Here is a 12892-nt window from a genome sequence, read left to right as displayed (position 1 = left end):
CCAAAGGTCTTGAATGAGTCATTCAGGTCTTCGGAAGTCCTGAATGACTCATTCAAGACGTTCGCACTTGCCGCCTCGCCATGCCGGTGAGCCACTCTCGGCCCACCGGGTTCGCCGTGTGGACGCGCACTTCCGGCGGACAGCGGTCGTTTTCGCACAGCCAGAGCACGACCGGGCGGGTCGTGTCGTCGCCGCCGAGGTCGTGGTCCAACGAAATCGCGGCGAAATCACCGGCCGGCGAGTCGAACGAAATCCGGTCCAACGTCGAGCCGGAAAGCGGCGGGACGCACCGGGCGCCCCGCCGCCGTCCCGTCGTCAGCCGTCCGAGGACCTCTTCCAGAGGTTGATGTCCGCGTCGGTGGCGTGGCCGTCGATCTCGGTCAGCTCCTCCGAGCTGAAGTCGAGGTTGCCCAGTGCGCCGACGTTGTCCTCGAGCTGCTTGACGCTGCTCGCGCCGATCAGCACCGATGTCACCCGGCTGTCGCGCAGCGCCCACGCGAGCGCCAGCTGTGCCAGCGACTGCCCGCGGCGCCCGGCGATCTCGTTGAGCGCGCGGACGCGGCCCAGGCGGTTCTCGTCGAGGGTGTCCGGGTCGAGCGACTTGCCCTGCGCCGCCCGCGAATCGGACGGGACGCCCTTCAGGTACTTGTCGGTCAGCAGCCCCTGCGCCAGCGGTGAGAACGCGATGCAGCCCGCGCCCGCCTCCTCCAGGGTGTCCAGGAGCCCGTCCTCCTCGATCCAGCGGTTCAGCATCGAGTACGACGGCTGGTGGATCAGCAGCGGCGTGCCGAGCTCGCGCAGCAGCCGCGCCGCCTCCGCGGTCCGCTCCGAGTTGTACGAGGAAATTCCGACGTAGAGCGCTTTCCCGGCGCGGACGGCGGAGTCGAGCGCCCCGACCGTCTCCTCCAGCGGCGTCTCCGGGTCGAACCGGTGGGAGTAGAAGATGTCGACGTAGTCCAGGCCCAGCCGGCCGAGCGACTGGTCCAGCGAGGACAGCAGGTACTTGCGGGAGCCCCACTCGCCGTACGGGCCGGGCCACATGTCGTAGCCCGCCTTGCTGGAGATCACCAGCTCGTCGCGGTACGGCTTGAAGTCGGTGGCCAGCAGCCGCCCGAAGTTCTCCTCCGCCGAGCCGTACGGCGGGCCGTAGTTGTTCGCCAGGTCGAAGTGCGTGATGCCGAGGTCGAAGGCGCGGCGGGTGATGTCGCGCTGGGTTTCCAGCGGGCGGTCGTGGCCGAAGTTGTGCCACAGCCCGAGCGAGATCGCGGGCAGCTTGAGTCCGGAACGCCCGCAGCGCCGGTAGGGGATCGATTCGTATCGGCCGGAAGCCGCAACGTAGGTCACGCGGCCGATGCTAGCCCGGCTGTCGGGTACGCTCCGGGTGAGCGACCGCTTAGGAGGTCAGTGGTGGGCACCGGATTCTTCACCTCCGTCGACGACGTGTCGGCGAAACTGGCCGAGGCGGGCTACCTGGCGTCCACGGCCGTGGCGACCACGGTGTTCCTGGCCGACCGGCTCGGCAAGCCGTTGCTGGTCGAGGGGCCCGCCGGCGTCGGCAAGACGGAGCTCGCCAAGGCCGTCGCGCAGGTCAGCGGCTCGCGGCTGGTGCGGTTGCAGTGCTACGAGGGCATCGACGAGGCCCGTGCGCTCTACGAGTGGAACCACGCTAAGCAGCTTTTGCGGATCACCGCCGGCCGCGGCGAGACGTGGGAGGACGCCCGCACCGACATCTTCGGCGAGGAGTTCCTGCTGCGCCGCCCGCTGCTCACCGCGATCTCCTCCGACGAGCCGACCGTGCTGCTCATCGACGAGACCGACAAGGCCGACATGGAGGTCGAGGGGCTGCTGCTGGAAGTGCTCGGCGACTTCCAGGTGACCGTGCCGGAGCTGGGCACGATCACCGCGACGCGCGCGCCGTTCGCCGTGCTGACCTCCAACGCGACGCGCGAGCTGTCCGAGGCGCTGCGCCGCCGGTGCCTGTTCCTGCACATCGACTTCCCGGACGAAGACCTCGAACGCGACATCGTCCGGCTCAAGGTGCCGGGTATCGACGCCGCGCTCGCCGATTCCGTCGTCCGGGTGATCGCCGCGCTGCGCGCGATGGACCTGCGCAAGCTGCCGTCGGTCGCCGAGACCATCGACTGGGCGCGCACGCTGCTCGCGCTCGGCGCGTCGAGCCTGGACGAGCGGGTCGTGCGGGAGAGCCTCGGCGTCGTCCTCAAGCACCAGGACGACATCGCCAAGGCCGGCGCCGGCTTGAAGCTCGAACAGGTCCTGGACGCGTCGTGACCGGCGGGGTGCCGGAGCGGCTCGCGTCGTTCGTCAAGGCACTGCGGGCCCAGGGCATCCCGGCCGGGCCCGCCGAGACGGTCGACGCCGCGGCCGCGCTGGAAGTCCTCGGCCTCGACGACCGTTCGCTGGTCCGCGAAGGACTGGCCGCGGCGCTGGTCCGCCGCGGCGGGCAGCGCGCGGTGTTCGACGCCGCGTTCGACCTGTACTTCCCGGCCGGGATCGGCACGCCCGAGCGGGCCCGCGAGGACCAGCCGTCGACGCTGGAGGAACTGCGTGAGGAGCTCGCCGCCGCGCTCGCGGACGGCGACCGGCAGGCCCTGTCCCAGCTCGCGGGGCTCGCGGTGGACATGCTCGGCCAATACGGCTCTTCGTCCGGACCCGGTGGCGGGTTCTCGGCCCACCAGACCCTGGAGCGGCTCCAGCCGCAGACGCTGATCGCGCGGGTGCTGGCCGCGGTGCGCGGCGGCGGTGCGCGTGGCGAGTTCACCGACCGGCTCGACCGCGACGAGATCCGCCGCCGCGTCGAAGGGTTCCGCGGCCAGGTCCGCACGGAGGCGCGTCGCCGGGCGGCCGAAGTCCGTGGCCGCGAGCGCGTCGCCAAGCACGCCATCGCGCCCGCGCCGGACCGCGTCGACTTCCTGATCGCCAGCCGGAACCAGCTCGCCGAGCTGCGCCGCACGATCCAGCCGTTGTCCCGCAAGCTCGCGACGCGCCTCGCCGCCCGCCGCAAGCGCACGACGCGCGGGCAGATCGACCTGCGCCGCACACTGCGGCGGTCGCTCTCGACCGGCGGGGTGCCGCTGCGCCCGGCCTACCGCCACCGGCGGCCCGGCCGCCCCGAGATCGTGCTGCTGTGCGACCTTTCCGGGTCCGTCGCAGGGTTCGCGAACTTCACCATGCTGCTGGTCCAGGCCCTGCGTGACCAGTTCAGCAAGATCCGCGTGTTCGCGTTCGTCGACAGCGCCGACGAGGTCACCCACCTGGTCACCACCGGCACGGCCGACCCCGAGCACCTGGGCGCGCGCATGCTGTCCGAAGCGGCGTTGGTGCGCTGGGACGGCCACAGCGACTACGGCGGCTCACTGCGCCAGTTCACCTCGAACTGGCTCGACGCCGTCGGCCCGCGCACGTCGGTGCTGATCCTCGGCGACGCCCGCACCAACGGCGGCGACCCCAACCTCGACGCCGTCCGCGAGATCAAGGCTCGCGCCCGGCACGTCTACTGGCTGAACCCGGAGCGGCGGTCGCTGTGGTCGACCGGCGACTCGGCGGCGCTGGAGTACGCCGACGTCGTCGAGATGCACGAGTGCCGCACGGTGCACCAGCTCGGCACGCTGGTCACCCGCCTGCTGCCGGTGTGAGCCACGCGTCGATGTCTTCGAGGGCCATTCGCTTCGTCGCTTCGGGGGCGAAGGACGCGGTGACGCTCGCCCGCGCGAAGTCCGCCATCACGGCGTCGTCGTAGCCGAAGGCGTCTCTGACCCGGGCGTACTCTTCGGCCAGGTTCGCCCCGGTGACCGACGGGACGTCGGTGTTGAGCGTGACCGTCAGCCCGGCGTCGAGGAGACGGGGGAGCGGGTGCCCGGGCAGCGACGCGACCAGCCCGAGCGTCACGTTCGACGACGGGCAGACCTCCAGCGCCAGACCCCGGTCGCGGACCTCGGCGACCAGCTCGGGGTCCTCGAGGACGCGGATGCCGTGGCCCAGCCGTTCGGTCCGGCCGACGTCGAGGGCTTCGCGGATGCTGTCCGGGCCGGCGTCCTCGCCGGTGTGGTGCAGCAGGTGGATGCCCTCCGCGTGGGCCTTCTCGAAGACCGTCGCGAAAGGACGCAGGGAGTGGTTTTCCTCGCCGGCCATGCCGATCGCGAAGACTTCGTCGTACTTCAGCGCGAGATCGAGAGTGCGTTCCGCTCGTTCGACCGAACGGCGTCGCGAGTGGTCCAGCAGCAGCCGCCACTCCAGCCCGGAAGTGCTCGCGTTCAGTCCTTTGAGGACGGACTCGAGCGGCATCTCGGGGTCGCCCAGGCGTTCGCCGTGGGACGCTGCGGTGAACGTGACCTCGGCGTAGCGCGTTCCCTGAGCGGTTTCGTCTTCGCAATATTCGCGGGCGATGCGCTCGAAGTCTTCGGGACGCCGGAGACAGGATCGCACCAGCGCGTTGTAGTCGGCGAAGGCGCGGAAGCCGTCGAACACCGGGGGCTCGGCCGGGACGTCGACGCCGTTGGCCTCGCCCAGCTCGCGCAGCGTGCCCGGCCGGATGGTGCTCTCCAGGTGGACGTGCAGGTGGGCCTTCGGCAGAGTGGCCAGGTCGCGCATGATCACGAGCCTAAGGGGCGCGGCGCGACGTGCGCGTCCCCTTTTCCGGCCGCCCACTGCGCGTCCACGGCCGGGTACGCTGAGCACCGGGGGGTTTGGCCGTCGTCACACGGGGAACCTTCGGGTGGTTCGTCCGCGTTGTCAGGATGACCGAAACCCGATGAGGGAGGACCACCGTGCCGTTGATGCGCAGACTGACCATGTTGGCCGGGGCCGCGGGCGCGGCCCGCGCCTACGCCAAGAAGAACCCCGAAAAGGTGAACCAGTACGTCGGCAAGGCCGCCAAGTTCGTCGACGACCGGACCAAGGGCAAGTACCACGACCGGATCGCCGGCGCCGTCCGCAAGGTCAACTCCGTGACCGGGCCGGACGGCCGGCCGGGGCCGGGACCGGCCGCCCGCTAGGTCACTCGGCGGTCAGCACCTCGAGGACACCTTCGCCGTACTTGGCGAGCTTGTTCTCGCCGACGCCGCTGACCGTGCCCAGGTCGGCCAGTGACGACGGCCGTTGCGTGGCGATCTGGCGCAGGGTCGCGTCGTGAAAGATGACATAGGCGGGTACGCCCTGCTCTTTCGCGACGCCGGCCCGCCAGGCGCGCAGACGTTCGAACAACGGGGCCGCCTCCGCGGGCATGTCCACCGCGGGGGCGGTCTTCCTGCTACCACGGACCTTCGCGGCCGCCGCACGCTCGGGCTCGCGGCGCAGCATCACCTCGCGGTCACCGCCCAGCACTTCGGCGCTGGCCTCGGTGAGCACCAGCGAGCCGTAGTCGCCTTCGACCGCGAGCAGGCCCTGGGCCAGCAGTTGCCGCACCACCGCGCGCCACTCCGGCTCACGCAGCTCGGTGCCGATGCCGAACGTCTTGAGCGTGTCGTGCTGGAACTGCGTGACCTTCGGGGTGGACTTGCCGAGCAGGATGTCGATGACCTGTCCGGCGCCGAACTTCTGCCGCCGCTCGTTGCGCAGCCGCACGATCGTCGACAGCAGCTTCTGCGCCGGGATCGTGCCGTCGAACTTCTCCGGCGGGCTCAGGCACGTGTCGCAGTTGCCGCAGGGCTGCCCCTGCTGCCCGAAGTAGTTGAGGATCTGCACGCGCCGGCATTCCACCGTTTCGCACAGCGCGAGCATCGCGTTCAGGTGCGCGCCGAGCCGGCGCCGGTGCGCGTCGTCGCCCTCGGACGTGTCGATCATCTTGCGCTGCTGCACGACGTCCTGCAGCCCGTACGCGAGCCAGGCGGTGGACGGCAGGCCGTCGCGCCCCGCCCGGCCGGTCTCCTGGTAGTAGCCCTCGACGGACTTCGGCAGGTCCAGGTGCGCGACGAACCGGACGTCCGGTTTGTCGATGCCCATGCCGAACGCGATCGTCGCGACCACGATCAGGCCGTCCTCGCGCAGGAACCGCGACTGGTGCTTCGCGCGGGTGCGCGCGTCGAGACCCGCGTGGTACGGCACCGCCGGGATCCCGTTCTGCACCAGGAACTCCGCGGTCTTCTCGACCGAGTTCCGCGACAGGCAGTAGACGATTCCCGCGTCGCCGGGGTGCTCGGTGCGCAGCAGCTCCAGCAGCTGCCGCTGCGGCGAGTTCTTGCCGACGATCCGGTACTGGATGTTCGGCCGGTCGAAGCTCGCGACGAAGTGGCGGGCCTCGTCGAGGTTCAGCCGGGCCGCGATCTCTTTGTGCGTGGCCTCGGTGGCCGTGGCGGTGAGCGCGATCCGCGGCACGTCCGGCCAGCGCTCGTGCAGCGCGGAGAGCTGGAGGTAGTCGGGCCGGAAGTCGTGGCCCCACTGGGCGACGCAATGCGCCTCGTCGATCGCGAACAGCGAGATCTTGCCGCGGTCGAGCAGCCGGACGGTGGACTCCACCGAAAGCCGTTCCGGGGCCAGGTAGAGCAGGTCGAGCTCGCCGGACAGGAACGCCGACTCGACCTCTTGGCGGGCCGCGTAGTCCTGCGTGGAGTTGAGGAAACCGGCGCGGACACCGGCGTTGCGCAGCGCGTCGACCTGATCCTGCATCAGCGCGATGAGTGGTGAGACGACCACGCCGACGCCGGGCCGCACGAGCGCGGGAATCTGGTAGCACAACGACTTCCCGCCACCGGTGGGCATCAGCACGAGCGCGTCGCCGCCGGCGATCACGTGCTCGACGATCGCCGCCTGGTCGCCGCGGAAGCTGTCGTAGCCGAACACGCGCTGGAGGGTCTCCAGCGCTTCGGACACCGTTGCCGTCTCGGGGGCTGCCACGCGGCCGAGTCTAGAGCCGGGGTCCGACAACTTCCGGCCGCCCTCTCCGGCGTGGCGGGATCAGAGCCGATCGCCGAGCAGCCGGGCGAGGGCGACGTAGACCTCTTCGCGGATCGTGTGCAGGTCCAGCACCCCGGCCCGGGTCTGGCCGTGGCTCGCCTTGGCGACGACGATCCGCGTCTGCTGCTCCGCGATCCCGTCGATGTCCTGGTCGGGTCCCTGGCAGTGGAAGGCGGCGTCGCCGGTGCCGGGAATGGCCACGGAGCTTTTCGCGCACGTCTTCGCGATGTCGGCGGACAACGCCCGCGGCGACCGGCCCGCGGGCACGAGGATCCGTAGCTGGAACGCCGCGGCGTCGTGGAATTCGCTCTTGTAGGTGCACCGGAACGAGTCCTTCGTCGCCGGCTCTTCGACCGCGGTGGCCGACCAGCTGCCGCCGATCGCCTGCGTGATGTCGTCCACCGTGACGAACGGGCACGCGGCGGTGACCTTCGCCGGCGAGACGAACGCGGGCTTCGGCGGCGGGCTGGTGGTGGGGCGCGGCGTCGACGTCGGCGCGTGGGAGGTCGTGGCCGGCGGCGGGGCCGGGGCCGGCGGGCCGGAACAGGCGGTGAAACAGGCGAGCACGCCCACGGCGGCCATCCCCCTCGCGAATCGCATGATCCGAACCTAGCCCCGGCCGGTCACGACCGGATGACACACTGAACGCGATGGACGAGTACTTCCCGGTCCCCGACCTGGCCGCGCATTTCGCCGGCGAGTGGCGGCTCGACCGCGAAATCCTCACCGCCGGCGGCGATCCGGCGGGGGAGGTGACCGGCGCCGCCACCTTCACCGAGGAGGACGGCGTCCTCGTCTACCGGGAGACCGGCGAGCTGCGGCTCGGCACCTACCGCGGCCCGGTGACCCGCACGCTGCACTACCGGCCCACCGCGCCCGGCCGCGCCGACGTGCACTTCGACCACGGCGGGTTCTTCCACGCCCTCGACCTGCGCGCCGGGCACTGGGAAACGGACCACCCCTGCCGCGCCGACCTCTACCGCGGCAGCTACCGCGTGCTCGACGCCCGGCGCTGGCGGCAGGAGTGGGCGGTCCGCGGCCCGGCGAAGGACCACGTGATCGTCACGCGGTTCAGCCGGCCGCCGGGCTGAGCAGGTCGCCCAGGTCGATCCGGCGCAGGAACTCGCTCCGGATCCGGTCGCCGACCTCGGCGACCAGCCACCCGCCGTCGTCGGCCGGGTCGACGTGCACCCGGAACGGCCGCTGTCCCTTCGGCAGGCCGACCACGCGCGTCAGCTCGTCGGCGACCACCGCGACGTCGGCGTCGGGCGGGGTGATCTCGGCCAGCTTCCGCCCGACCTGGTCGCTCAGACCGGCGTAGCGCTCTTCGTAAGCGGCTTCGACGGCCCGGTCGGCCGGGTGCCCGGAGTGCGGGAAGTGGTTGGTTCCCGCGGTGAACGCGCCGGGCACCACGATCGTGGTGTCGATGCCGAACCGGGCAACCTCGGCGGCGTAGGAGACGGCGAGGCTGTCCATTGCCGCCTTCGCCGCGAAGTACGGCGCGAGGTAGGGCGGGGTGCCGCCGCGGACGCTGCTGCTCGACACCCACACCAGCAGCCCGTCGCGCTGGGCGCGCAGGTGCGGCAGGGCGGCACGGTTGACGCGCTGGGTGCCGATCGCGTTGGTGTCGTAGAGCTCGGCGAGCTGCTCGGGCGTGAACGCTTCGGCCGGGCCGAGCGCCATGTGCCCGGCGTTGTGCACGACGACGTCCAGCCGGCCCTGTTCGGCGACGATCCGCTCGATGGCGACGTCGGCCGACTCCTGGCTGGAGACGTCGAGCTCTACGGTGCGCAGGTCCACGCCGTGCTCGCCGGCGTACGCGGCGGCGGCTTCGACCTGGTGCGCGTTGCGGCCGCCGGTGTCGCGCACGCCCGCGTAGACGGTGTGCCCGGCGCGGGCCAGCGCCCGGGCGGAGAGGGCGCCGATCCCGCTGGAGGCGCCCGTGACGACGATGATCATGGTTCTCTCCTTCGCGTGCCGAGGGGGCTCAGACGATGCCGCCGTTGGCGCGCAGCACCTGGCCGTTGACCCAGCGGGCCGGGCCGGCGAGGAACGCGACGACCTCGGCGATGTCCTCGGGCTTGCCGAGGCGCTCGAGCGGCGGCTGCTTGGCCATCCGGTCGATGGTCTCCTCGTCCTTGCCGTCGAGGAACAGCGCGGTCGCCGTCGGGCCCGGCGCCACGGTGTTGACGGTGATGTCGCGCCCGCGCAGCTCGCGCGCCAGGATCATGGTGATGGCCTCGGCCGCGCCCTTGGTCGCGTTGTAGATGCCGTAGCCGGGCAGGTTGAGCCCGAGCACCGACGTCGAGGTGGTGATCACCGCGCCGCCCGCGCGCACCCGCCGCGCGGCCTGCTGGGCCACCGCGAACGTGCCGCGGATGTTGGTGCGGTGCACCCGGTCGAGGACCTCGAAGTCGGTGTCGGCGATCGGGGTCGGCGCGGTCATCACGCCGGCCAGGTGGGCCACGACGTCGACGCCGCCGTAAGTGGCCTCCGCGGTGTCGAACAGCTCCGCGACCGCGGCCGGGTCGGCCACGTCGGCGCGGAAGGCGATCGCCTGCCCGCCCCGTTCGGTGATGGCGTCGACGGTGGCCTGGGCCTCCTTCTCGTTGGCGGCGTAGTTGACGACGACCGCCATGCCGTCGGCGGCCAGACGCTCGGCGACCTGGCGGCCGATGCCGCGAGAGCCGCCAGTGACGATCGCGACGCGGGTTGTGGTGGTGCTCATGGTTCCTTCTTCCGTCAGGGCGATGGTGGTATCACCGCTTCCGTCGTTCTGTTATCGATGGTAGCACTTTGACGGTAACAACGCTAGTGCTTCGGTGTTATCGTCGTTACACCCCCTGGAGCGTGGTCGGCATCCGGCCGTATCGGCGCGGCCGGTCGGCCGAATCGCGGATAAACGCGGTTTCCGGCACCGGCGGACGGGAACTCCGGACGCGTCGGGGGCGACATCCGTGAAGGAGTTTGTGCAATGCCCACATGGCTGATCGTCGTGATCGTCGTCGTGGCCATCGCGGTGCTCGGCGCCGTGATTTGGCTTGTGACGCAAGAGATGCAGCGAAAGCGGCTGCAGCAGCGGTTCGGCCCGGAGTACGACCGGACCGTCGAAGAGAGCGACAACCCGCGTGCCGCGCAACGCGAACTCGCCGAGCGGGAGCGCCGGCACAAGGAGCTCGACATCCGCCCGCTTTCGGCGTCGGCGCGTGAGCGCTACGCCCGGGAATGGGCGCAGGTGCAGGAAAAGTTCGTCGACGAGCCGTCCACCGCGGTCGCCGAAGCGGACCGGCTCCTCGTGGCGCTGATGGGTGAGCGCGGGTACCCGACCGAGGGGTACGAGCAGCAGGTGGCCGACCTTTCCGTGCGGCACGCCAAGACGCTCGAGCACTACCGCGCCGCGCACTCCACGCAGCAGAAGCGTGACGGAGCGTCCACTGAGGACCTCCGCGACGCGATGGTGCGCTACCGCACCGTCTTCGAGGACCTGCTGACCGACGGCGCGGACGACGACCGGCAGCACGACCACCACGACCGCCGCAACGGGCACGACCACGACGGGCACGACAGTGACCACGCCGACCGTCGCGACGCCGAAACCCGCGACGACGACCGTCACGAGACCCACGAGACCGGACAGCACGAACGCCAGGCGTCCGCGCAGCCGCGGACCGAGTGGAACGGAGGACGCTGACCATGACCGAGCACCTGACCCGGCACAGCGCCGAACACGATGACGACTTCAACGAGCGTGCGGACGTCCGCGAGCCGGACACCGCCGGAGTCCCCGGCGACCGGGCCGACTTCCGCGAACCGGACGCCGGGGAAAGCCACGACGGTGACCGCGACGGCGACCAGAACCTGAGCACGGCGGACCTGGCTTCGGCCTCGGCCCAGCCGACCGCCGAGGACTCCCGCACGGACGCCCGTCCCGCGCAGTCGGGCGGGGACGTCGAAGCCCCGCCGCTCATCGACGAGGACAAGATCACCGGTTTCCGGGACCGCTGGCAGAACGTGCAGACCGGCTTCGTCGACGACCCGAAGCAGGCCGTGCACCAGGCCGACGAGCTGGTCGCGGCCGTGATCAGCGCCCTGGCCACGACGTTCGCCGAGCACAAGAGCGAACTGGAAGGCCAGTGGCAGCAGGGCGAGCCGGCCACCGAGGAGCTGCGGATCGCGCTGCGCCGCTACCGCTCGTTCTTCGACCAGCTGCTGCCGCGGTAGCCGGAACCGTTTGCCGGCGGGCATGATCGGGTAGCACGCCGGTGAACGGTTCCAGCAACGGGAGGCAGCCGATGAACGTGGCCGATCTGCTCGTCGACGGCTTCGGCCGGGTCCGCGAGAACGTGCACGCGGCGGTGGAAGGGCTCACCGCCGAGCAGCTCCGGACCCGGCTGGACGACGGGGCCAACTCGATCGCCTGGCTGGTGTGGCACCTGACCCGGGTCCAGGACGACCACGTCGCGGACGTGGCCGGGACCGAGCAGGTGTGGACCGGCCAGGACTGGCTTTCGCGGTTCGGCCTCCCGTTCCCGGCGGGCGACACCGGCTACGGGCACCGCTCGGCCGACGTCGAGGCGGTCCGCGTGGCCGAGCCGGAGTTGCTCACCGGGTACTACGACGCGGTGCACGAGCAGACCGTCCGGTTCGTCGAGAACCTCGACGAACGCGCGCTCGACCGGATCGTCGACGAGGCCTGGGACCCGCCGGTGTCGCTGGGTGTGCGGCTGGTCAGCGTCCTCGACGACGACATCCAGCACGCCGGGCAGGCGATGTTCGTCCGCGGCGTGCTGGACCGCCGCTAGTCTTCGTAGCCGTCCCCGCGGTGGTCGGCCAGGCGCCGCGGGCCGGGCCCGTCGGCGCCGAGCCGGTCGCCCGGGTTGGCGAGCCGGCACTTGGCCAGGGACATGCAGCCGCAGCCGATGCAGTCGGTGAGCTCGTCGCGCAGCTGTTCCATCTGACGGATCCGCGCGTTCAGGTCTTCCTGCCAGCACTGGGAAATCCGCGCCCAGTCGGCCCGCGTGGGCGTGCGGTCGTCGGGCAGCAGGGCGAGCACTTCCCGGATCGTCGACAGCGGCATGCCGACCCGCTGGGACATCCGGATGAAGGTCACCCGCCGCAACGCGTCCCGGCAGTAGCGGCGCTGGTTGCCGGCGGTGCGGCGGCTGCGGATGAGGCCTTCGTCCTCGTAGAACCGCAGGGCCGACGCGGGGACCCCGCTGCGCCGCGACAGTTCGCCGACGGTGAGCTCGGGCAGCGTCCGGGCTGTGGCGTTCACCATGCTCCCCAGCCAACCACAGCCCCATGCTTGACTTCAAGCGAGCTTGAGGTCTGATCCTGGCCCGGACGGCAACAACGCCGCTGTGCCAAGGAGGAAGTGTGTCCGAAGCTCCCGTGCGGGTCGCGGTGATCGTGGGAAGTGTCCGGGAAGGACGGTTCGGCCCGGTGGTGGCGGACTGGCTGGCCGGCGTCGCGGGCGACCACGGCGGGTTCGAGGTCGACGTCGTCGACCTCGCCGAGCCCGACCTTCCGATGGTGCTGCCGGCGTTCGGCACCACGCCACCGGCGGCGGTCGTGGCCGAGGTCGCGAAGGTGACTCCGCGGCTCGAAGCGGCCGACGCGTTCGTCGTGGTCACCCCGGAGTACAACCACAGCTATCCGGCTTCACTGAAGAACGCGATCGACTGGCACCGCGCGGAGTGGACGGCCAAGCCGGTCGCGTTCGTCTCCTACGGCGGGATGTCGGGTGGCCTGCGCGCGGTCGAGCACCTGAGGGCGGTCTTCGCCGAGCTCCACGCGGTGACGATCCGCGACACGGTCAGCTTCCACGGCGCCCACGCCCGTTTCGGCGTGGACGGAGCGCCGACGGACGAAGCGGCGGCGGTCGCGGCGAAGGCGATGCTCGACCAGCTGGGTTGGTGGGCCCGATCGCTGGCGGAGGCCCGGGCGGTCCGGCCGTATCCCGGAGCTTGACTTCAGGTCGGCT

Annotated in this window: 16 protein-coding genes; 8 read left to right on the top strand and 8 right to left on the bottom strand. The window is 71.2% G+C overall.

From position 1 onward, the window contains the following. Positions 1 to 52: 52 nt before the first annotated feature. Positions 53 to 262 (bottom strand): cyclic-phosphate processing receiver domain-containing protein, encoded by a 210-nt coding sequence (locus AB0M59_RS24505; RefSeq protein WP_364618767.1) that lies wholly within the window; start codon positions 260 to 262, stop codon positions 53 to 55. A 53-nt stretch (positions 263 to 315) separates the two neighbouring features. Further along, on the bottom strand, positions 316 to 1344 hold the full coding sequence (mgrA, locus tag AB0M59_RS24500; RefSeq protein WP_364618764.1) for an L-glyceraldehyde 3-phosphate reductase: 1029 nt from the start codon (positions 1342 to 1344) through the stop codon (positions 316 to 318). Between the two features lie 63 nt (positions 1345 to 1407). Here mgrA and AB0M59_RS24495 point away from each other — a divergent pair, with 63 nt between their 5' ends. Together AB0M59_RS24495 and AB0M59_RS24490 are read left to right on the top strand one after the other, a co-directional pair. After that, positions 1408 to 2289: a MoxR family ATPase gene (locus tag AB0M59_RS24495; RefSeq protein ID WP_364618761.1), complete on the top strand. Its 882-nt coding sequence runs from the start codon at positions 1408 to 1410 to the stop codon at positions 2287 to 2289. Continuing rightward, positions 2286 to 3653, top strand: a complete 1368-nt coding sequence (locus AB0M59_RS24490; RefSeq protein WP_364618758.1) for a VWA domain-containing protein — start codon at positions 2286 to 2288, stop codon at positions 3651 to 3653. The genes AB0M59_RS24495 and AB0M59_RS24490 overlap by 4 nt, the downstream gene beginning before the upstream one ends. Here AB0M59_RS24490 and add read toward each other — a convergent pair. Then, positions 3631 to 4608: an adenosine deaminase gene (add, locus tag AB0M59_RS24485; protein ID WP_364618755.1), complete on the bottom strand. Its 978-nt coding sequence runs from the start codon at positions 4606 to 4608 to the stop codon at positions 3631 to 3633. The two genes, AB0M59_RS24490 and add, sit on opposite strands and share 23 nt — an antisense overlap. Before the next feature lie 176 nt (positions 4609 to 4784). Here add and AB0M59_RS24480 point away from each other — a divergent pair, with 176 nt between their 5' ends. Then, on the top strand, positions 4785 to 5012 hold the full coding sequence (locus AB0M59_RS24480) for an antitoxin (protein ID WP_285998111.1): 228 nt from the start codon (positions 4785 to 4787) through the stop codon (positions 5010 to 5012). A 1-nt stretch (position 5013) separates the two neighbouring features. Here AB0M59_RS24480 and recQ read toward each other — a convergent pair whose 3' ends face one another. Then, the gene (gene recQ, locus AB0M59_RS24475; RefSeq protein WP_364618753.1) at positions 5014 to 6849 is read right to left on the bottom strand and encodes a DNA helicase RecQ; all 1836 of its coding nucleotides are present in this window, start codon (positions 6847 to 6849) and stop codon (positions 5014 to 5016) included. Between the two features lie 60 nt (positions 6850 to 6909). Next, on the bottom strand, positions 6910 to 7509 hold the full coding sequence (locus AB0M59_RS24470; RefSeq protein WP_364618750.1) for a hypothetical protein: 600 nt from the start codon (positions 7507 to 7509) through the stop codon (positions 6910 to 6912). 50 nt (positions 7510 to 7559) lie between these two features. Between AB0M59_RS24470 and AB0M59_RS24465 the strand changes: the two genes are divergently transcribed. Beyond that, positions 7560 to 8000 (top strand): DUF6314 family protein, encoded by a 441-nt coding sequence (locus AB0M59_RS24465; protein WP_364618747.1) that lies wholly within the window; start codon positions 7560 to 7562, stop codon positions 7998 to 8000. Here AB0M59_RS24465 and AB0M59_RS24460 read toward each other — a convergent pair. Next, positions 7981 to 8868 (bottom strand): SDR family oxidoreductase, encoded by an 888-nt coding sequence (locus AB0M59_RS24460; RefSeq protein WP_364618744.1) that lies wholly within the window; start codon positions 8866 to 8868, stop codon positions 7981 to 7983. The two genes, AB0M59_RS24465 and AB0M59_RS24460, sit on opposite strands and share 20 nt — an antisense overlap. 28 nt (positions 8869 to 8896) lie before the next feature. After that, positions 8897 to 9637 carry an SDR family oxidoreductase gene (locus AB0M59_RS24455; protein ID WP_364618741.1) on the bottom strand — a complete coding sequence of 247 codons (741 nt, stop codon included), beginning with the start codon at positions 9635 to 9637 and terminating at the stop codon, positions 8897 to 8899. Positions 9638 to 9883: 246 nt separating this feature from the next. On the opposite strand from AB0M59_RS24455, the gene AB0M59_RS24450 reads away from it, so the two are divergent. The 3 genes from AB0M59_RS24450 (at position 9884) to AB0M59_RS24440 (ending at position 11711) form a co-directional block, all read left to right on the top strand. Continuing rightward, on the top strand, positions 9884 to 10600 hold the full coding sequence (locus tag AB0M59_RS24450) for a hypothetical protein (RefSeq protein ID WP_364618738.1): 717 nt from the start codon (positions 9884 to 9886) through the stop codon (positions 10598 to 10600). 2 nt (positions 10601 to 10602) lie between these two features. Continuing rightward, positions 10603 to 11130, top strand: coding sequence for a hypothetical protein (locus tag AB0M59_RS24445; RefSeq protein ID WP_364618735.1), 528 nt, complete (start codon positions 10603 to 10605; stop codon positions 11128 to 11130). A 71-nt stretch (positions 11131 to 11201) separates the two neighbouring features. Then, a complete protein-coding gene (locus tag AB0M59_RS24440; RefSeq protein WP_364618732.1) occupies positions 11202 to 11711 on the top strand; it encodes a DUF664 domain-containing protein in 510 nt (169 codons plus the stop codon). On the opposite strand, the gene soxR is transcribed toward AB0M59_RS24440, so the two are convergent. After that, positions 11708 to 12187 carry a redox-sensitive transcriptional activator SoxR gene (soxR, locus tag AB0M59_RS24435; protein WP_364618729.1) on the bottom strand — a complete coding sequence of 160 codons (480 nt, stop codon included), beginning with the start codon at positions 12185 to 12187 and terminating at the stop codon, positions 11708 to 11710. The genes AB0M59_RS24440 and soxR overlap by 4 nt on opposite strands. Positions 12188 to 12285: 98 nt before the next feature. On the opposite strand from soxR, the gene AB0M59_RS24430 reads away from it, so the two are divergent. Beyond that, positions 12286 to 12879 (top strand): NAD(P)H-dependent oxidoreductase, encoded by a 594-nt coding sequence (locus AB0M59_RS24430; RefSeq protein WP_364618726.1) that lies wholly within the window; start codon positions 12286 to 12288, stop codon positions 12877 to 12879. Positions 12880 to 12892: the final 13 nt, after the last annotated feature.

Origin of the sequence: Amycolatopsis sp. NPDC051371 (assembly GCF_040682155.1) — a bacterium.
In the GTDB taxonomy this organism is placed as follows: Bacteria; Actinomycetota; Actinomycetes; order Mycobacteriales; family Pseudonocardiaceae; genus Amycolatopsis.
This window is presented reverse-complemented; position numbering and strand designations above follow the sequence as displayed.